Origin of the sequence: Bacillus sp. UMB0728, from assembly GCF_002858875.1 — a bacterium.
GTDB classification, from domain to species: domain Bacteria; phylum Bacillota; class Bacilli; order Bacillales; family Cytobacillaceae; genus Bacillus_AB; species Bacillus_AB infantis.
In genome coordinates this window covers 104,755-123,982 of the sequence record NZ_PKLA01000001.1, presented here as the reverse complement: position 1 = coordinate 123,982, position 19,228 = coordinate 104,755, and the positions used below count along the sequence as shown (strand labels likewise).

At 46.5% G+C, this 19,228-nt stretch carries 17 protein-coding genes; all 17 read right to left on the bottom strand.

The features are described 5' to 3' along the window. Positions 1-18: 18 nt before the first annotated feature. The 17 genes from CYJ37_RS00610 to CYJ37_RS00530 all read right to left on the bottom strand — a co-directional run bounded on the left by CYJ37_RS00610 (position 19) and on the right by CYJ37_RS00530 (position 19,021). A complete protein-coding gene (locus CYJ37_RS00610) occupies positions 19-945 on the bottom strand; it encodes a dipeptidase (RefSeq protein WP_101547517.1) in 927 nt (308 codons plus the stop codon). Between the two features lie 233 nt (positions 946-1,178). Continuing rightward, the gene (gene spoVS / locus CYJ37_RS00605) at positions 1,179-1,439 is read right to left on the bottom strand and encodes a stage V sporulation protein SpoVS (RefSeq protein WP_009791522.1); all 261 of its coding nucleotides are present in this window, start codon (positions 1,437-1,439) and stop codon (positions 1,179-1,181) included. Between the two features lie 199 nt (positions 1,440-1,638). After that, positions 1,639-2,436 (bottom strand): TIGR00282 family metallophosphoesterase, encoded by a 798-nt coding sequence (locus CYJ37_RS00600; RefSeq protein WP_009791523.1) that lies wholly within the window; start codon positions 2,434-2,436, stop codon positions 1,639-1,641. A 113-nt stretch (positions 2,437-2,549) separates the two neighbouring features. After that, positions 2,550-4,112, bottom strand: a complete 1,563-nt coding sequence (gene rny, locus CYJ37_RS00595; protein ID WP_009791524.1) for a ribonuclease Y — start codon at positions 4,110-4,112, stop codon at positions 2,550-2,552. A gap of 324 nt (positions 4,113-4,436) precedes the next feature. Beyond that, the gene (gene recA / locus CYJ37_RS00590; protein ID WP_022543735.1) at positions 4,437-5,483 is read right to left on the bottom strand and encodes a recombinase RecA; all 1,047 of its coding nucleotides are present in this window, start codon (positions 5,481-5,483) and stop codon (positions 4,437-4,439) included. Between the two features lie 745 nt (positions 5,484-6,228). Further along, complete coding sequence (locus tag CYJ37_RS00585) at positions 6,229-7,470, bottom strand: competence/damage-inducible protein A (RefSeq protein ID WP_101547516.1); 1,242 nt, start codon at positions 7,468-7,470, stop codon at positions 6,229-6,231. A gap of 47 nt (positions 7,471-7,517) precedes the next feature. Continuing rightward, positions 7,518-8,096 (bottom strand): CDP-diacylglycerol--glycerol-3-phosphate 3-phosphatidyltransferase, encoded by a 579-nt coding sequence (gene pgsA / locus CYJ37_RS00580; RefSeq protein WP_009791529.1) that lies wholly within the window; start codon positions 8,094-8,096, stop codon positions 7,518-7,520. A 192-nt stretch (positions 8,097-8,288) separates the two neighbouring features. Further along, entirely contained in the window at positions 8,289-9,194 is a 906-nt protein-coding gene (locus CYJ37_RS00575) for a helix-turn-helix domain-containing protein (RefSeq protein WP_101547515.1), read from the bottom strand. Positions 9,195-9,214: 20 nt separating this feature from the next. After that, on the bottom strand, positions 9,215-10,006 hold the full coding sequence (locus CYJ37_RS00570; protein WP_022543732.1) for a YmfK family protein: 792 nt from the start codon (positions 10,004-10,006) through the stop codon (positions 9,215-9,217). A gap of 193 nt (positions 10,007-10,199) precedes the next feature. Then, a complete protein-coding gene (locus CYJ37_RS00565) occupies positions 10,200-10,463 on the bottom strand; it encodes a DUF3243 domain-containing protein (protein ID WP_094767417.1) in 264 nt (87 codons plus the stop codon). A gap of 76 nt (positions 10,464-10,539) precedes the next feature. Further along, the gene (gene ymfI, locus CYJ37_RS00560) at positions 10,540-11,262 is read right to left on the bottom strand and encodes an elongation factor P 5-aminopentanone reductase (RefSeq protein ID WP_101547514.1); all 723 of its coding nucleotides are present in this window, start codon (positions 11,260-11,262) and stop codon (positions 10,540-10,542) included. A 60-nt stretch (positions 11,263-11,322) separates the two neighbouring features. After that, complete coding sequence (gene yfmH, locus CYJ37_RS00555; protein ID WP_101547513.1) at positions 11,323-12,609, bottom strand: EF-P 5-aminopentanol modification-associated protein YfmH; 1,287 nt, start codon at positions 12,607-12,609, stop codon at positions 11,323-11,325. Then, positions 12,610-13,890, bottom strand: a complete 1,281-nt coding sequence (gene yfmF / locus CYJ37_RS00550) for an EF-P 5-aminopentanol modification-associated protein YfmF (protein WP_101547512.1) — start codon at positions 13,888-13,890, stop codon at positions 12,610-12,612. A gap of 373 nt (positions 13,891-14,263) precedes the next feature. Further along, a complete protein-coding gene (locus CYJ37_RS00545) occupies positions 14,264-15,331 on the bottom strand; it encodes a GGDEF domain-containing protein (RefSeq protein WP_101547511.1) in 1,068 nt (355 codons plus the stop codon). A gap of 152 nt (positions 15,332-15,483) precedes the next feature. After that, complete coding sequence (locus CYJ37_RS00540) at positions 15,484-16,443, bottom strand: ABC transporter permease (RefSeq protein ID WP_101547510.1); 960 nt, start codon at positions 16,441-16,443, stop codon at positions 15,484-15,486. After that, the gene (locus CYJ37_RS00535; protein ID WP_094767420.1) at positions 16,444-17,493 is read right to left on the bottom strand and encodes an ABC transporter permease; all 1,050 of its coding nucleotides are present in this window, start codon (positions 17,491-17,493) and stop codon (positions 16,444-16,446) included. It abuts the gene before it with no gap. Further along, positions 17,486-19,021, bottom strand: a complete 1,536-nt coding sequence (locus CYJ37_RS00530; protein WP_094767421.1) for an ABC transporter ATP-binding protein — start codon at positions 19,019-19,021, stop codon at positions 17,486-17,488. Before CYJ37_RS00530 ends, CYJ37_RS00535 begins: the two co-directional genes overlap by 8 nt. Between the last annotated feature and the right edge of the window lie 207 nt (positions 19,022-19,228).

The following is a 19,228-nucleotide window of genomic DNA, read 5'->3' as shown; positions in this document are numbered from 1 at the left end:
TCCGCCAATCTCGTTTCTTCAGGCAGGAGGCAGCCTTTTTTCCATATTGCGAAAAAGGAATTTTTCTACTTGTATCTCAGAATAATGTTTTTGAAGTTCGTTTACTAGGTTCCCATAATATTGGAAAGAAGACAGCCCTTTTACTGTATCATCAATGCCGTCAAAATCTGATCCAAAACCGGTATGGTCTTCTCCTCCCAGGGAACAGAGATGTTCTACATGCTTAAGGATGTCAGAAATCGCGGATTCTTTGGTTCCTGTCAAAAATTCCGGAACAAATGTCAGTCCGATGACGCTGTCCCGCTCAATCAGCGCCTTCAGCTGATTGTCGTTCAAATTCCTTGGCACAGGGCAGAGGGCATGGCAGTTGGAATGGGAGGCAAAAGGTAATTCTGCCAGCTCCATCACATCCCAGAACCCTTTCTCAGAGAGGTGGGATACATCGCATAAGCACTGCTTTTCATTCAGGATCCCGACCGCTTTTTTTCCAAATGAAGATAGTCCTGCCCCCCTTTCCTCAAGGGCGCCGTCTGCTGCATAATTGCTGTAATTCCAGGTGAGCCCGACAGAAGATACGCCAAGCCTTATCAGGGTTTTCAGCTTAAGAAGGTCATCTCCGATGCAGTCGCACCCTTCAAGAGTCAGGACTGCGCCGATTTCGTCCTCCTTCAGCTGGTATGCCTGCCCTCTATCCCTGATGTGCTTCATCTTCGGGAACGGCTTCAGCACCCTATCGTAAAAAAGCTCAATCATATACAGCGCAGCATGAAACTTCATGTTCGGATGGACCGATTCCGGGACATAGACGGCAAAGCATTGAACCTTGGAGCCTGCTTTTACAAGCTTCTCGTAATCAATATGCAGCCGGCTGCTGCTCCTGAAATCAATTGAAGGATCAATAAACATTTTATAAAGGACGTCGCAGTGAGAATCAAAAATGTTCATGTTTTCCTCCCCTTTCAATATATCTGGATAGCAACTATATTCGATGGATGCTATTCCAATTCCTTTATTCAGACTGCACTGATCATAAAATAAAAATGGAGCAGCACATGCATGAATGGAAAAAAGCCTGTTTGCTCTTTTTAAGCAAACAGGCAAAAATGATGTACTGCCGGCTATTTATTGCCCAAAGCAAAGGGCCGCTATATTTTGTATGCCTCTACTTTTCCCTTTTGTTATCTTGGCTCAACAATCAGCTTGATCGCTGTCCGCTCTTCACCGTCAATCTTAATATCGGTGAAAGCAGGAATGCAGATCAAATCCACTCCGCTAGGCGCTACGAATCCTCGGGCGATCGCTACTGCTTTAACCGCTTGGTTCAATGCACCCGCACCAATTGCCTGGATCTCTGCGCCGCCTCTTTCACGCAGAACACCAGCAAGCGCACCAGCTACAGAATTAGGATTAGACTTTGCTGAAACTTTTAATATTTCCATTCCTAGCTCCTCCTTGTTTATCCCCTCCTGCATGCCCTCGGGATTAATGCCCCGGGCACATCAGGTATATCATTCCATTGCTACTATATTCAGAGGATAAAAAACATATTCCAGCTTGGACAAAATATTGGAAAATTCCGTACTTTACGGGTTCACATAAACAAAAAGAGACTGCCCATGGAAAGGCAGCCCCTGTTATTCAGCTGAAAAAAGGATGATCTTCGTTGATCAGAATTCTTTCTATTTTCCTGGCAAGCCCTGTTTTCCGGTCCAGTTCGACCGATACAGCGCTAAGCTGGTCCCTGCCTTCCTTCGGCACCTCAAAACGGACAGGAAGGTTTGTCATGAACCTTTTCAATACGGCTTCCTTCTCAACGCCCAGGATTCCGTCATAAGGGCCGGTCATGCCTACATCAGTTATGAAGGCAGTCCCGTCAGGAAGGATCCGGTTATCTGCCGTCTGGACATGTGTGTGCGTACCAACGACAGCAGATGCCTTTCCATCAAGATACCAGCCCATGGCCTGCTTTTCGCTTGTCGCTTCCGCATGAAAATCGACAAAGATGAAGGGAGTGCGCTGCCGGGCTTCCTCGATGAGCTCATCCGCTTTTTTAAACGGACAGTCGGACGGCTGCAAAAAGGTCCTGCCCTGAAGGTTAATAACAGCCACTTCATCATTGTTCACCTTTAAATAGACAATGCCTTTGCCAGGGTTATTATCCGGGAAGTTCGCAGGCCTGATCAGATATTTCGCACTCTCAATAAACTCAAAAATCTCTCTGTTATCCCATGTATGATTGCCAAGGGTCACCGCCTGCGCGCCTGCTTCCAAAAACCCCCGGTAAATCTTTTCAGTAATTCCTTTTCCGCCTGCAGCATTTTCACCATTAATAATGGTCACCTGTGGACGGTACTTATCTTTCAGTTTGGGCAGATATTCTTTTACCATATCACGCCCGGGAGAACCAACTACATCTCCAACAAACAAAATATTCATTCAGCAAACCCTTTCTAACTTCAATTTCTTCACTTTTATCATTGTAACACAAAAAGGAGGATTCCCATTCGTATTGTAATGCCAAAAAAATAAAGCAGCGCCGAAGCACTGCTTTATTTTGCGTATTCAACGGCTCTCGTTTCACGGATGACCGTAACCTTGATATGTCCTGGATAATCAAGCTCTTCTTCAATCTTTTTGCGTATATCCCTTGCGAGCCTGTGTGACTCAAGGTCATCAATCTGATCTGGCTTAACCATGATCCTGATTTCCCTTCCGGCCTGGATGGCAAATGATTTCTCGACCCCATCATAGGATTCGGAAATCTCCTCCAGTTTTTCCAGACGGCGGATATAATTTTCAAGCGTTTCCCTTCTCGCTCCAGGCCTTGCTGCTGATAAAGCATCTGCTGCAGCAACAAGTACAGCGATAATGGATGTAGGCTCAGTATCGCCATGGTGGGAAGCAATGCTGTTGATGACAACCGGATGCTCTTTGTACTTAGTCGCAAGCTCAACACCGATTTCAACATGGCTTCCTTCTACTTCATGGTCGATTGCTTTACCGATATCATGAAGCAGGCCGGCGCGGCGGGCAAGCGTTTCATCTTCGCCAAGCTCAGCAGCCAGCAGCCCTGAAAGCTGGGCAACTTCCATTGAGTGTTTCAGCACATTCTGTCCGTAGCTGGTACGGAACTTCAGGCGGCCGAGAATTTTGATAAGGTCCGGGTGAAGTCCGTGTACGCCGACCTCAAAGGTCGTCTGCTCACCGATTTCACGGATATGCTCGTCCACTTCGCGGCGCGCTTTATCCACCATTTCCTCAATCCTCGCCGGGTGAATGCGTCCATCCTGAACTAATTTTTCGAGAGCAAGCCTTGCTGTCTCACGGCGGATTGGATCAAACCCGGATAAAATGACTGCTTCCGGAGTATCATCGATGATAAGATCAATTCCGGTAAGCGTTTCAAGTGTACGTATATTCCGTCCTTCACGGCCGATGATACGTCCCTTCATTTCATCGTTAGGCAGATTGACCACTGATACGGTCGTTTCTGCAACATGGTCTGCAGCGCAGCGCTGAATGGCCAATGACAATACTTCCTTCGCCTTCTTGTCTGCCTCTTCCTTCGCGCGGTTTTCCGTTTCCTTCACCATTATGGCAATATCGTGAGCAACTTCCTGCTCGACCCGATCTAAAATGATGGATTTTGCCTCTTCACGAGTTAAGCCTGAGATGCGTTCCAGCTCAGATTGCTGTGCTCGTACCATCTCGTCCACTTTGCTTTCCATCTCTTCAATATGCTGTTGTTTTTTGTTAAGAGAATCGTCTCTTTTCTCCAGGATTGATTCACGCTTATCAAGCGATTCATCTTTCCGGTCAAGATTCTCCTCTTTTTGCAGTAAACGATTTTCTTGTTTTTGCAGCTCATTTCTTCGATCACGAACTTCTTGTTCAGCTTCAGTCCGAAGCTTGTGAATTTCATCTTTTGCTTCCAGCAGGGCTTCCTTCTTTGAAGCATCAGCTTCACGCCTTGCATCCTCAAGGATTTGCTCAGCAGCGTTCTTAGCTCCTGCAATTTTTGCTTCGGCAATCGATTTGCGAATAAAATAGCCAACAACTGCACCGACGACTAGGGCAAGCAAAATGGAGATGACTAATAAAATATCCATCATTTCACCTCCTCTTGCTATGAACTTTTTTGTGTTACGTTTCTAAAGTGTCGGCATGTACATTGTTTAGGATCAACATACAGCACTAAGGCTTTAAACGTTTTCAAATACTCATAAAAATGTAAAATATACAATATAATTGTAAAGCTGTGGATTTTTATTGTCAAGGGTTTGTCCTTGCGGCTTTTTTTAATATTTCGGACAAGTCTGGCAACTGCGCCGGATGTATCCCCCATTTGACGTATTCCATGCCAAATGAGCTGCCCTTTGTTTCATTCTAACCTCCATAAAAGCAAAAGGCAAAGCCTGTGGCTTTGCCTCAAGTGATCAGTCAATCAGTTCGAAATGCTCCTGATCCTGATCCTGGTTTTCATCTAATAACTTCTCCTCATCAAGACCATAGTGGTCGCGGATCTGCTTTTGGATAGTCAGCCTTAAATCAGGGTTCTCCTTAAGGAACTGTTTCGCATTCTCACGCCCTTGGCCCAGTCTCTCTTCATTGTATGAATACCAGGAGCCGCTCTTCTGGACAATATCCAGTTCAGAGCCCATATCAATGATTTCGCCTTCTTTTGAAATGCCTTCCCCGTACATGATGTCAACTTCTGCGACACGGAATGGAGGAGCAACCTTGTTTTTGACGACCTTGATTTTTGTCTTGTTTCCGACCATTTCATTGCCCTGCTTTAACGTTTCAGCACGGCGCACTTCCAGACGTACGGAAGAGTAGAACTTAAGAGCACGGCCGCCTGGAGTGGTTTCAGGATTTCCGAACATGACTCCGACTTTTTCACGGATCTGGTTGATAAAGATGGCGAGCGTCCTTGATTTATTGATCGCACCAGATAATTTACGAAGGGCCTGGGACATAAGGCGGGCCTGGAGACCGACATGGGAGTCACCCATTTCTCCTTCAATCTCTGCTTTCGGTACAAGTGCCGCTACTGAGTCGATGACAAGGATATCAATGGCACCGCTTCGCACAAGGGCTTCAGCAATTTCTAGCGCCTGTTCCCCGGTATCAGGCTGGGAAAGCAGCAATTCATCAATGTTTACGCCCAGCTTTTGGGCATATACAGGATCAAGGGCATGCTCAGCATCGATAAAGGCAGCTTGTCCGCCATTTGCCTGCACCTCAGCAATCGCATGAAGGGCAACAGTCGTTTTACCTGAGCTTTCCGGACCATAGATTTCGACTATGCGCCCCTTAGGGTAGCCTCCGACACCAAGCGCAACATCCAGCGCCAGGGAGCCGCTCGGAGAAGTTGAAATTTTGCGGTCTGTCTGCTCTCCAAGCTTCATGATCGAACCTTTACCAAATTGTTTTTCTATTTGCTTTAAAGCCATATCTAATGCAGCTTGACGTTCACTCACTAGTGATTTCCTCCTTTATATATAAAGAAAAATATGCATTGCATATTACAAAATCTATCTCAAAGAACCTATCTTTACTATATACTTTTTCCGCTTGTTTGTCGAGCAAAAAGTCGAACATTCATTCGTTTTTTTTGAGAGGGATATTGATGGGTAAATACCCCGATTCCCTCAAGAGAAAACTCTTTTCAGCCGCCTCCTTTAATACTGAAACGGCAAAACGGAAAGCTTTCTGAATATTGAAAGGGAAGTTACGGAGTTTCGCAGTTTGCCAAATTGCCAGATCAGTTATCTGACTAGCGGGGAGATCGTAAAGGAATGGTTTTAATAACAGGCAGTCTTATCCTTTATTTGAGTGGCCGGCAAGCCATAAAATAAACGGAGTTTCTCAAATTTACTGCTGAATATGGCCCGGCTGGGTGTAAATAAGCGGAAAATTTCCGGTTAAGCAGATTGAAGTTGGCCATTTTCCTGTTTTTTAGCCGGACATTCTCCGTCTCTTTGATCTGTTTTAGAGTGTTTATGAAAATTGGGGAATTTCTCCGCTTATTTTCAACCTGTCACGGATTCCCTCATAAAGATCCGGGATGGTCCTCCGCTCTTTTATGGATGGGAGAGAAGAAAAAACTTGCTCTTAAACTGCTTTTCTTAATGTTGCTTTAATTGAATATGAACAGGACCGTCCAAAGTAGATCTTTATGCCAGAAAAATAGAAAACAGGCCATAGTCCAACGGCCCGTTTCCTTTATATCTCTTCCAGCTCTTTCATTAAGAAATGGCAGCCGTACTTCACTGATCGTGATCGGTTGGCTGCACGCGATCCGCCCAGGTTCAGCTTCTCCACATGTACCGGCCTGCCTTTGATGGCTATCCCGATGTAGACCGTGCCGACAGGTTTGCCTTCAAGCTCATCCGGTCCGGCAACCCCGGTAAAGCTGATCCCAATGTCGGCGCCTGTCAGGGAAGCAGCATTTTCAGCCAGTTCTGCGGCACAGGCTTTGCTGACAACGCCATCTTTTTCAATTGTTTCCTTTTTTACCTTCAGGACTTTTTCCTTCACTTCGTTCGTATAGCAGACAACTCCGCCCTTAAGAAGGCTTCCCGCTCCAGGTATGGAAGTGAATTCCTGCTGGAACATCCCGCCTGTCAGACTTTCCGCACAGCCGATCGTCAGCCCTTTTTCCTTCAGACGCTTTGTCAGCTCATTCATTAAGGAGGTTTCATCATACCCATAGAAGAATTCACCTGTCCTGCTGAGTATCTTCTCTTCTGCCTCTTCTATCAGCCGCAGTGCCGCGTCAAGGCTTTGATGCTTGGCTGTCAGCCTCAGGGTCACTTCCCCGTCTGCAGCGAGGGGCGCTATCGTTGGATTGGACTGGCTGTCAATCAGGTCCTCGATTTCTGTCTCAAGCATAGCTTCCCCGATCCCGAAGAACCGGAGCACCCTGGAGAGGATTTTGTCCTGAGAATCCATCCTGGCAAGCAGTGCGGGGTGGCCGTATGCGAGGAACATCGGCTCCATTTCCTTTGGAGGGCCGGGAAGGAGCATATACGTTTTAGTACCTTTTGTATATACCATTCCAGGTGCCATGCCATGGTCATTCGGAAGCACTTCAGAGCCTTTAAGTACAATCGCCTGCTTCCGGTTGTTCTCTGTCATCACCCGGCCGGTCCTTTCGAAATAAAGCTCGATTTGGCGGAGCGCCTCTTCATTGTGGACAAGCTCGGCGCCCAGATGCTCTGCAATGGCCTCTTTTGTCAGATCATCCTTGGTCGGGCCGAGGCCCCCTGTGAAGATGACCAGGTCAGAGCGCTCCTCGGCTATCCCGATCGCCGCTTTGAGCCTGGAAGGATTGTCTCCAACAACCGTATGGTAAAACACATTGATGCCGATATCCGCCAGCTGCCTGGAGAGGAATCTGGCGTTTGTATTGTTGATTTGTCCTAGCAAAAGCTCTGAACCCACCGCAATGATTTCTGCATTCATTTCCTTTGTCCCCTCCTGTTGACGCCTCATCTTACATCACTTGCCTATTACTTGGAATTGATGAAAGCTGCTCTATTTTTATAAAAATAATCCCAGCCTGACCAGATTGTAAAGATCATCGCCACCCAAAGCGCAATGTCATCGAATGGCACAGAAATCAATTCAAAGATGATGTTATGCAGCAAGAGTGCCGAAATGGCGACGATCTGCGCCCATGTTTTCACCTTGCCAAGCATATTGGCTGCCACAACTTCCCCTTCGCCTGCAAGGACAAGCCTTAGGCCTGTAACCGCGAACTCACGGCTGATAATCACAATGACAATCCAGGAAGCTGCCAGTTCAAGGTCGACCAGGACAATCAAGGCTGCTGATACAAGCAGCTTATCTGCGAGCGGATCAAGGAACTTTCCGAGATTGGTGACCATGTTCAGCTTCCTTGCGTAATAGCCATCAACCCAGTCTGTCGCAGAAGCAATGATGAAAATCAAGGCCCCGACAAGATGCGTGACAGGCATTTCAGCTCCTAAAAAGGCTGCCTCCCCCCATGAGAAGGGAACAAGCATCACAATTAAAAAAAGCGGAATCAAGAAGATCCTTGATACGGTAATTTTATTAGGCAAGTTCATTATGTACCTCCAAAAAGCTATGTAGTTTCGGCAGACTTGCGCTAAAGGCGGAGAAAACATCCATGCCCCCAGAAAAGTCTTACTCTATAGTTTTACAGCAAAAAAATAAATATAGCAATTTTTTCACTTTTTTATCGGGCTGAACCTTCTTTCTTTGGCCGCCGGGAGAAAAAATAGCCATCACACGGATGGCTATTCTGTCGTTTTTGTGTAGCGGATGGTAATATCCTGCTTTACACTCTGGGAAGAAGGAATAGCATATTCCAGCTTCTGGTCATTGATATACAATTCAGTCTGGGAGGTGTTTCCTACTACGAGTACAGCCTCAGGCTCTTTCGACAAATCAATTGTCTGGCTTTCGGCAGAACCTTTTAAAAGCATTCCCTCGAAGAAAGAATAGCCTTTGCCATTCTTGATGCTCACCCAGGTTTCGCCCGTGCTGACCACTTTCAGCACGAATTGATCAGCATTTTTCACTTCATATACGGTATCATTGCCAGCTGACTCGACGACAGCGACTTCCTGTGCAGGCGGTTCCGGCTTTTCTTCTTCAGCCGGCTCTTCTTCCTCAGCAGCACCGCCGCCTTCTTCCTGGCCTTCCTCTTCCTTAGGCTCTTCTTTTGCAAGATCATCCGACTGGCCATACTCAACACCCTGCGTATTGCCATTATCGGCCGGCTCACCCTCATCTTTCCCGTTGTTTGCCATAACGATGAAATAATAGAGAAGCGCAATAACGCCGACAACAAAGACGCCAATCAGTATTTTCGGGAGCAGGTCCGCCAGCTTGGAGCTGCTGCCTGAAATATTTTTCCTGGTCTGAACCCTTGATAGCTTTTCCGGTATGTCATCACTTGCAGCGGTGACAGGGATGTCATCCTTATACTGCTCAAAAAGTTCTTCCGGGTCTATGCCGACAGCCTCGGCATATTGCTTGATGAATGCCCGGACATAGAATTTGCCCGGCATCATGCTGTAGTTTCCTTCTTCAATGCCTACGAGATAGCGCTTCTGAATCTTTGTCGCTGTCTGAAGATCATCAAGGCTCATGCCTCTTTCGATCCTCGCCTCTTTTAAATGATTGCCTAGTTCTGTCAATACAAACACCTTCCACCTTACTAAAAATCAAATCCTCCAAAATCAGTCCCGGAGAACATATCATTATTCTCAACCACATCATACTTGATCTCTTCATTGTGATCATGGCGCAGTTCAATAATATAATCAAAATCCTCCATCGAATATTCTGTATTCTGCACAAAAATATCCGGATGCTCAACGACCTTGACTGCCGGAAGGCGCATGATCTCCCTCACCAGCTGCCAATGCCTTTCATTTGCCCTTCTGGTTGAAACGATCCCATCAATGATAAACAGATTATTTTCGTTGTATTCATCCTGAATCAGCTGATTCCGGATCGTCTGCTTAAGCAATGTCGATGACATAAACAGCCATCTCTTGTTGGCGCAGACACTTGATGCCACGATCGATTCTGTTTTGCCGACGCGGGGCATGCCCCTGATGCCAATCAGCTTATGTCCTTCCTGCTTGAACAGCTCTGCCAGGAAATCGACGAGCAGCCCCAGCTCATCCCGGACGAAACGGAACGTTTTCTTATCGTCTGCGTCCCTCTGTATGTATCGGCCATGGCGTACCGCCAGCCTGTCCCTCAGCTTCGGTTCCCTGAGCTTTATTACCTTTATTGTGTCCATTGTATGTAAAATAGACTCTAGTCTTTGGATTTGTTCATGATCTTTTGCAAGGATCAGCAATCCCCTTCGCCCTTCATCCACTCCATTGATGGTGACGATATTAATGGAAAGCATTCCAAGGAGCGAAGAAATGTCACCAAGCAGCCCAGGCCGGTTTTTTTGAATTTCATATTCCAGGTACCATTCCGTTTTTTCCATAGGTAAACCTCCCAGATCGTGCCAAATCCGACATTTTCCTGCATAATTTTGTCTAGCTTCTATAATAAATGATTTTCCCTGAAGATGAAAGAAAAAACCAATGTCTTTCGAATCATTCCTCAATTTTTTCATTGACTGCAAAGAAAAAAAGAGAGGGTTGGCCTCTCTTTGGAATGAACCTGTATGGAAAGTTCTATTGCTGCTGTGTTCCGTCGTTCTGAACAAGCTTGACCATCATATTGGCAATGGCATGCTGCTCTTCCTGGCTTGCCACTGACCATAGATCAGCCAACACCTTTTCCTGATCATTTTGCGGATCAACCTGTTTTGCAAGATAGTCGCCAATCTGATAAGCAAGGTCATTGACTACATCTTTGTTCATGCCTTCATTCTGGGCATGGTGAAGACGGTCTCCCAAGAAATCCTTCCAATGATTCCAGTTATCCAATACAGACATTGTTCGTACCTCCTTGTAGTATAGTACAAAGTTATTTTGCTTACAGGAGGGGCAAAATATGCATCTGTCTGTAATTTTACGTGTACCAGCCGCCATTGATTCCCAGCACCTGGCCAGTGATATAGGAAGACCCTTCAGAAAGCAGGAAAGCTGCTGCATTCGCAACCTCTTCTGGTGCTGCCATCCGCCCCATCGGTATTTCTTCCTCTATCTCCATTATTTCTGATTCACTGAATGATTCCATCATCGGTGTTTTTACAGCACCAGGGGCTATCGCATTCACTCTCACCCCATTTAGGGCGACCTCCTTGCTCAAGGCTTTCACAAACGCGATCTGCGCACCTTTTGCTGCTGAATAGGCTGTTTCACAGGCGGCACCTGCCTGGCCCCAGATGGACGAAACCATGATTATGCTGCCCTGGCGCTTTTGGATCAATTTGGGCAGCAGCTCCCTGGTAAGCGCATAAGGAGACAGCACATGCACCCGCATCAGCTGTTCGAGAATCTGGTCGTCTGTATCTTCCAGTAATCCATAAAAGCCTGCCCCGGAATTATGGATAATCGCATCCAGGGAAAAGATGCTGCCGGCGATTTTCTTATAGCCGAGAGGACCTGCCAGATCACCCTGGACCGGGATATATTCCCCTTCGAATTGTGCAAGCTCTCCCAGCAGCTTCTCTATGGCCTCTATGTTCCTGTTATAATGCAGGTAAAGCGAGTGCCCCTCTTCAGCAAGCTTGAGGGCAATTGCCCTTCCTATGCCTCCGCTCGCACCGGTCACCAACGTAAATTTCTTCATTTTCTGTTCCGCTCCCTTTTCCACAATGACAGAAAGCGCCGGAAACCGGCGCTTTCCTTTTTATTTGGGAACAACCTGGCAGACAGTAAATCTGTCCTCGGACAGAAAAACATTTGCTGTCTCTTTCAGCTGTTCTAAACTGATTTTCTCGATTTCAGGCACCACTTCGAACAGGTCCATTTCATTGAAAGCATAACGGGTGAACTGGTTGGCGATATATTCGGGCGAATTGACGGAACGGAGGAATGCTCCGATTTTTTTCTTTTTCGTTCTGTCCAGCGCTTCCTGGCTGAATACATCGCCAGTCTTTGCTTCAAGCAGCATGCTCCTCAATGTGCCGGCAAGCTGATCCGGATCGCTTGTGTCCCCTCCAAGCATCGCAAAGCCGAATCCCTGCTCTTGTGTATAATCATACGAGAAGGTTTCATCAATAAGCCCTTCCCTGTACAGCGTTTCGTAATTTTTGGAGCTTTTGCCGAACAGGATATCCAGCATAACATTCAGCGTCAGCTCATTCTTCAGCATTTCAGCGCCTTCCTGCTTCACATTAAGCGCTTTGACGCCCAATAAGCATTTAGAGCTTTGCACATTCATCTTCAGAACCTGCTTCTTCTCCACAACACCGGTCATTTCCTGCTCAAACCTGCGTTCGATTGCCGGCTGGTCACTATATTCCTTTTTCTCCTGGTTGCTCCTGATCTGCCCCATAATCGCTTCAGGATCAACCGGACCGGTAACAAACAGCAGCATATTGCTCGGGTGGTAGAAGGTGTTATAGCATTCATACAATAGATCCTTGGTAATATGGGAGATTGATTCCACTGTTCCGGCAATATCAATTTTTACAGGATGATTCTGATACATATTCTGGATGAGGCCGAAATAAAGGCGCCAGTCCGGATTGTCATCATACATGGTGATTTCCTGCCCGATGATGCCTTTCTCCTTTTCTACGGTCTTTTCCGTAAAATAAGGATCCTGGACAAAGTCAATCAGTGTCTCCAGGTTCCGTTCAACGTCTGAGGTGCTGGAAAACAGATATGCTGTCCTTGTGAAAGAGGTAAAAGCATTGGCAGAAGCGCCCTGTTTGCTGAACTGCTGGAAAACGTCGCCGTCCTCTTTTTCAAACAATTTATGCTCAAGGAAGTGGGCGATGCCATCAGGAACCTTCACAAACTCCTCCTGTCCAAGCGGGACAAAGTGATTGTCCACTGAGCCGTATTTGGTTGTAAAGGTGGCATAAGTTTTGTTAAAGCCCTGCTTTGGCAGTATATAGACATCAAGGCCATTGGCCATTTTTTCGTAATATAATTTTTCTTTCAATTGGTCAAAAACGATCGTTTCCATTTATTCGCCCGCCTCCGTTCCTGTTAAGAAATATACGGTATCCATGCTGATTTTTTTTGCTGCGGCGACAATATCTTCTTTCGTGGCTTTGTCCATCTCATCCATCCACAGGTCAAGGGAAATTTCCTGGCCGGCAACTACGTTATGATAAAGGATCTCTGTCATCCCCCTGGCAGTGTCGATCGTTTCAAGCAGCTGATTCTTGATCACTGCCTTTGTCTGTGCCATTTCTTCTTCCGTAAAGTCGCCGTTTACCATGGCTTCCATCTGGTCTTTTATTATGCCGACTGCCTGGTCATAGTTTTTATTATCGATGCCGGACATGACCATCATCAATCCTTTATGACTTTCAAGCCTGCTGGCGACGTAATAGGCAAGGCTTGCTTTTTCCCTGACATTGATAAACAGCTTCGAATGTGAAAAGCCGCCGAAAATGCCGTTGAAAACCTGGAGGGCGTAGTAATCTTTATCTCCATAGAGGATATTGGTCCGGTAGCCTATGTTGAGCTTCCCTTGTTTTACATCCTGGATTTCTTTGACTTCATTTACATCCCCAGCTTCAGCGGAAGAACCGCGCGGAAGCTGCTTAGGCTCTCTCGGAGAGAACTTGAGATACTCCCCTGCCATCGCTTCAACTTCGCCAGGATCAACGTCACCGATCACATAAAAATCGAGCTGATCTTCTGCAAATGCCCGTTCATAATATTGATAAAGCTTTTCAGGGGTGATGCTGTCGACTTCGTCCATTTCTCCGTTTACATGGAGGGCATAAGGCTCCCCTTTGCACATTTCTTCAACAAGCCTGAAATTGGAATATCTCATTTTATCATCAAACACAGATTGAATCCGCTGCTTTTGCGTCCTTTTTTCCTGTCTGACTGTTTCCTCATTGAATCTCCCATCCTGCGCATTTGGCTTCAGCAGGATTTCAGCAAGGAATTCAAAAGCCTTCCTTAACAATGGTGCAGGATCCGAAAGAAATTTCTCATTGGCGATATCCATTGAAAAAGTAACAACATGGTACTCGCCCTTTTTTGCCAAATCCACATACAGACTGGCGCCGTATAAATCATCAAGATGCGAGCGGAGAAGCCCTGTGGCTGGAAATCTGCTTGAACTGCTCTGCAGGACATACGGGAAAAGTGCTCTTAGAGTCGCATCTTCTTTTTGAAGAGGAGCTTTCATTTTCCAAATCAGTGTATTGGTTTTGAATTTGCCGGTCTTGACTATATGGAGGTCATACCCTTCCATCTTTTTTACGATTTCATCCATAACGGCCATATACATCCTCCTAAATTCCTGCTTTTCCAAAAGATAAGATAGTATATTTTTTTCTAATTTGATTACTGTCTAGCTCCAGCGCCTACCCCCTCGAGGTCACAAGCCAATCCTCCCAAAAAGGCAAAGAACGCCTTTCCGGGAGGATCGTCTTGTGCTTGTCGGGGGTGAGCAAGGCGCTTGCGCTTTTCTTATCTTATGTAGACGCTGCTCAGGTTATTTTTTAATCTTCTCCATAAAAATAAAACATATTCTAACTATAACGTTTCCTTAATTGAGATAGCAAATGATTGATGCGCTGGGAAGGTATGCCAAAGAGGGTATTTTTGTGATAAACAAAGCAGCCCCTTTTATGGAGACTGCTCTTTGATTATACTTATCCGCTATTGGCACTCATGATTTTTTTTGATGGCAGCGTATTCTTCATGATAAGGCCGCTGCTGAAAATGGCCCTGCTTTTCCCGCTGGTTTTGGCCTGGTAAAGCAGGGCATCGGCTTCTTCAAGTGCAAGCTTTGTATTTCCGCTGCTTAAGAAACTGGCGCCAAAGCTCATTGTGACAGGCTGTTTCCCTCCGGCCATAACCTCCTGAGCCACACTGTCCAGAAGGCCCGTCAGGATGTTGATGACCTTTTCCTCGCGGTTCCCAGGGATAAGGAAGGCAAATTCTTCTCCTCCATAGCGGTAAATTCTGCAGCCGTTCAGCTTTTCAGCCCTCATGAAAGTGCGGCCCAGCTTTTTCAGCACTTCATCGCCTTCAAGATGGCCGTAATAGTCGTTGATACCTTTGAAATTATCTACATCAGCTAAAAGGATGAAGCAGGGTTCCGCTGTTTTTTCTATAAGGTTCAGGTGCTCATGGAATGCTCTTCTATTGGCAAGCCCGGTTAGGAAATCTGTGTACACCATTCTTTTTAATTTTTCGATCTGAGACTTTTGCCTCGTTTCCCTGACAGCGGCACCACCGGCCAGAATTCCGGTTATCCAGAGGCTCCCCAATGGAAGAAGAAGGTGTTCTGCATCTTGCCCTAAATCTGTCCCGGCCAGAATAGAAGCTGAAAAGAACAATGCTGAAAACAGTGCACCTTTAGTGCGCATCCTGATGGCTGCAGTCACGGTAAGCAGGATGGCCAGTGGATAAAAGACGGCAGCCCCGTCTCCAGAAATCATAAACAGGACAGCTGCAGCAATATGGTCGCAGCCAGTCCATACAGCCGCAAGGCGCCTGCTTGCTTTTCCGTTTTTCATAAAGCTTGTACATATATGGGCAGCTGTAATATAGATGAAGGAAAATACGGCAAGGACTGCAGGAAGCGCTGTCTTCTCTGCCTGAAATGGAGCAGCTGGTGAATGGCTTATGAAGAGGACCAGAAGGAGAAAGAACCATCTGCTATAGGAAACAATCTTATCTGTATGATAATCATAGAATAACAAGGATTTTGGCATATGACGGCCCCGATCAGAAATGATAGAATATTAACTATTTAATTTTAAGGCAGGTTTTTCCAAGAGTCAATCTATTCAGTTAATTTTTTCCTTAAATGGCAATCTATCAAAACAATTGAAAAACCCGGCCTGCATGACCGGGTTCAGTATGATTATCTTTTTCCTTTTATATATGGAGTACCGAGTGCCTTCGGTGCATCTGCGCGGCCGATGAAGCCTGTCAATGCCAGGATGGTCAGGACATAAGGCGCAATCAGCAGATAAACATTCGGAATGTTCTCAAGCAGCGGCAGGCTGGAGCCTACAATGCTCAAGCTCTGGGCAAAGCCGAAGAACAAAGCAGCGCCCATTGCTCCAAGCGGATGCCATTTACCGAAGATCAGTGCTGCCAAAGCCATAAAGCCCTGCCCGCTGATGGTAGCGTGCCCGAAGTCAGAAGAAATCGACTGTGCATAAACTCCGCCGCCGACACCTGCAAGCGCACCTGAGATGACTACGCCGATATAACGCATTCTTGTTACATTGATGCCCATCGTATCAGCAGCCATCGGATGTTCACCGACTGATCTCAGACGGAGGCCGAATGGCGTTTTGAACATCACATACCATGCAATGAAAGCGATGATGATAGCAACAAAGGATGTATAATAGGTATTGGAGAAAAGGATTTCCCCTATGATTGGTATATCGCTTAATAATGGTATATCGACCTTGCTGAAGCCCACCTGGATGATATCTGTCTGGCCTTTATCATAGATGAACTTGACAAGGAATAATGCAAGTCCGATTGCCAGCAGGTTGATGGCTACCCCGGAAACAGTCTGATCAGCCCGGAATGTGATGGAAGCTACCGCATGGATGAGGGCGAACAGTCCGCCGACAACCAGCGCTGCGACCAAAGCGAGCCATGGAGTTGCTTTTCCCAGTGAATCAACAAATGTCAGGTTAAATACGATTGCAGTGAACGCTCCTATAACCATTAATCCTTCGAGTCCGATGTTGACAACACCGGAGCGCTCAGAGAAATTTCCGCCCAATGCAGTGAAAATAAGCGGTGCCGCCCATAATAGCGTGGAAGGAACAATGATCAGCAAAATTTCCATAAAGCCCACTTATTTCACCCCCTTCTTGCCAAACTTATCAATGACGATGCGAATCATGTAGCTGGCTGCTACAAAGAATACAATCAGCGCGATGATGATATCTACCAGTTCATTCGGCACTCCGGCCTCAAGAGGCATATTCAGTGCCCCTACTTTAAGGCCGCCGAACAGGATAGCGGCAAACACGATTCCGATCGGACCGTTTGCCCCTAGGAGCGCAACTGCGATTCCATCAAAACCGACGCCGGTGAACCCGCCTTTGATTGCTGCATAGCCAAAGGTGCCCAGACCTTCCATTGCACCGGCAAGTCCTGCAAAAGCACCTGAAATGACCATTGATAAAATAATATTAGAGCTTACATTCATTCCGGCATACTGGGATGCATGCTGGTTAAAGCCTACTGCCTTCAGTTCATATCCTTTGGAAGTCTTCTCCAGCAGGAACCACATGATGAACACACAAACGAGTGCAATCAAAATTCCCCAGTGAAGCCTTGAATAGTCAGTGATGCTTTCAAAGAATGGTGATCTCAGAGAAGCTGACTCTGCGATATTTTCAGTTCTGTCCGCATTGTCAGTCAATACTGAACGAACAATATAGTTTGTTACATGCAAGGCAATATAGTTCATCATGATGGTCACGATAACTTCGTGAACCTTGAACTTAGCCTTCAGCAAGCCAGGGATGAATGCCCAAAGTGCACCTGCTGCCGCTGCTGCCAGTACAGCAAGCGGAAGATGAATGAACTTAGGGAGGTCATCGAAGGCAAGCCCGACCCAGACAGCCGCAAGCCATCCGACAATCAGCTGCCCTTCGACACCTATATTGAACAGCCCTGTCCTGAATGCAAACGCTACAGCCAAACCGGCCAATATATATGGCGTTACCTGGCGGACGACCTCACCAGTGTAATACACTTCGCCAAATGCTCCGTTCCACAATGCTGTATAACCGGCAACCGCATCATAGCCTGTCGCAATCATGATGATGGTGCCGACAATAACTCCCAGCAGAACCGCTATTAAAGGAATCATTATATTTTTCAAACGACTAGACATTAGACTTTTCACCCGCTTCCTTTCTTTTCGACCCTGCCATCAGCAGCCCCAGTTCCTGCTCTGTCGTTTCAGCCGGATCTACGACCGCTACAATCTCACCTTCATAAATAACGGCAATCCGGTCGCTGACATTCATGATTTCATCCAGCTCGAAAGAAAGAAGCAGAACGGCTTTGCCGTTATCACGCTGCTCAATCAGGCGCTTATGGATGAATTCAATGGCCCCTACATCAAGGCCCCTTGTCGGCTGGGCAGCGATGAGCAAATCAGGGTCGCGGTCAATTTCACGGCCGATGATCGCTTTTTGCTGGTTTCCGCCTGACAATGCCCTTGCCTCTGTATACTCAGTCGGCGTTCTGACATCATATTCTTTTATCAGCTTGCGGGCCTTATCGTAAATCTCTTTAAAGTTTAATACACCATACCTGGAGAAAGGCTTTTTGTAGTATGTCTGCAGCACGATATTATCGCCAATCGGAAAATCCAGCACCAGTCCGTGCTTATGCCTGTCCTGAGGAATATGGCCGATCCCGCTTTCAGTGATTTTCCTTGGAGACAGATTTCTGATATTTTTTCCGTTCAGGCTGATGGTGCCGTCCTCTGCTTTTCTCAGTCCGGTGATCGCTTCGATCAGCTCTGTTTGTCCATTGCCGTCAACACCGGCAATTCCGACAATTTCGCCTGCTTTTATCTTTAAATTGAGATTGTTTACAACAGGGACGCCCCTCGAATCTTTAACCGTAAGCCCATTGATTTCAAATGCAACCTCTTTTGGATCTGCAGCCTTCTTATCTGTCTTGAACGTGACTTCACGTCCGACCATCAGGCTTGCCAGCGCATTCGGGTCTGTCTCGCTTACGTTGACTGTTCCGATGCCGACACCTTTGCGGATGACTGTAACCCTGTCGCAGACCTCCATGATCTCTTTCAGCTTGTGCGTGATCAGGATAATAGATTTGCCTTCTTTGATCAATGTCCGGAAAATCTGGATCAGCTCGCCGATTTCCTGCGGAGTCAGAACAGCGGTCGGCTCATCAAAAATCAGGATTTCAGCTCCCCTGTATAACGTCTTCAGGATTTCAACACGCTGCTGCATCCCTACAGAAATATCGGATATCTTTGCCTGGGGATCTACGGATAAGCCGTAGCGCTCAGAGATTTCCCTTACTTCCTGTTCAGCTTTTTTAATATCGATTCTCCCGGCGGTTGTTGTTTCTTTTCCGAGAATGATATTTTCAGTGACAGTAAACGTGTCGACCAGCATGAAGTGCTGATGGACCATGCCGATGCCAAGGTCATTGGCTATGTTCGGGTTAGTGATGCTGACCGGCTTTCCGTTGACGCGGATTTCACCTTTTTCAGGCTGATACAGGCCAAACAGCACGTTCATCAGCGTTGATTTTCCTGCCCCGTTCTCACCTAAGAGAGCGTGGATCTCACCCTTCTTCAATTGAAGAGTAATATTGTCGTTTGCGACGATGCCCGGAAATTCTTTGCGGATATTGAGCATTTCAATAACGTATTCCATTCTTCCACTCCTCGCACAAATTAATAGAAAATATAGTAGTAAGAGGTCATACCTTAGAAGCTGTAAAAAAATCCGGCAGGTGCCGATTCCTCCGGCCTGCGGCTTTGCATTCCGGTTTTCAAGGTTTCTTAAACATCTATATTTCAGAGAAGATATCTAAAACACTAAGTGAAAGGCAGAATCATTCTGCTCTTCAATTAATGTTCC

Excerpts from the sequence above, each read along its gene's own strand:
- CYJ37_RS00610 (WP_101547517.1), bottom strand. The coding sequence starts at position 945 with ATGAACATTTTTGATTCTCACTGCGACGTCCTTTATAAAATGTTTATT.
- spoVS (WP_009791522.1), bottom strand. The coding sequence starts at position 1,439 with ATGGAAATATTAAAAGTTTCAGCAAAGTCTAATCCTAATTCTGTAGCT.
- CYJ37_RS00600 (WP_009791523.1), bottom strand. The coding sequence starts at position 2,436 with ATGAATATTTTGTTTGTTGGAGATGTAGTTGGTTCTCCCGGGCGTGAT.
- rny (WP_009791524.1), bottom strand. The coding sequence starts at position 4,112 with ATGATGGATATTTTATTAGTCATCTCCATTTTGCTTGCCCTAGTCGTC.
- CYJ37_RS00585 (WP_101547516.1), bottom strand. The coding sequence starts at position 7,470 with ATGAATGCAGAAATCATTGCGGTGGGTTCAGAGCTTTTGCTAGGACAA.
- pgsA (WP_009791529.1), bottom strand. The coding sequence starts at position 8,096 with ATGAACTTGCCTAATAAAATTACCGTATCAAGGATCTTCTTGATTCCG.
- CYJ37_RS00570 (WP_022543732.1), bottom strand. The coding sequence starts at position 10,006 with ATGGAAAAAACGGAATGGTACCTGGAATATGAAATTCAAAAAAACCGG.
- CYJ37_RS00565 (WP_094767417.1), bottom strand. The coding sequence starts at position 10,463 with ATGTCTGTATTGGATAACTGGAATCATTGGAAGGATTTCTTGGGAGAC.
- ymfI (WP_101547514.1), bottom strand. The coding sequence starts at position 11,262 with ATGAAGAAATTTACGTTGGTGACCGGTGCGAGCGGAGGCATAGGAAGG.
- yfmH (WP_101547513.1), bottom strand. The coding sequence starts at position 12,609 with ATGGAAACGATCGTTTTTGACCAATTGAAAGAAAAATTATATTACGAA.
- yfmF (WP_101547512.1), bottom strand. The coding sequence starts at position 13,890 with ATGGCCGTTATGGATGAAATCGTAAAAAAGATGGAAGGGTATGACCTC.
- CYJ37_RS00545 (WP_101547511.1), bottom strand. The coding sequence starts at position 15,331 with ATGCCAAAATCCTTGTTATTCTATGATTATCATACAGATAAGATTGTT.
- CYJ37_RS00535 (WP_094767420.1), bottom strand. The coding sequence starts at position 17,493 with ATGTCTAGTCGTTTGAAAAATATAATGATTCCTTTAATAGCGGTTCTG.
- CYJ37_RS00530 (WP_094767421.1), bottom strand. The coding sequence starts at position 19,021 with ATGGAATACGTTATTGAAATGCTCAATATCCGCAAAGAATTTCCGGGC.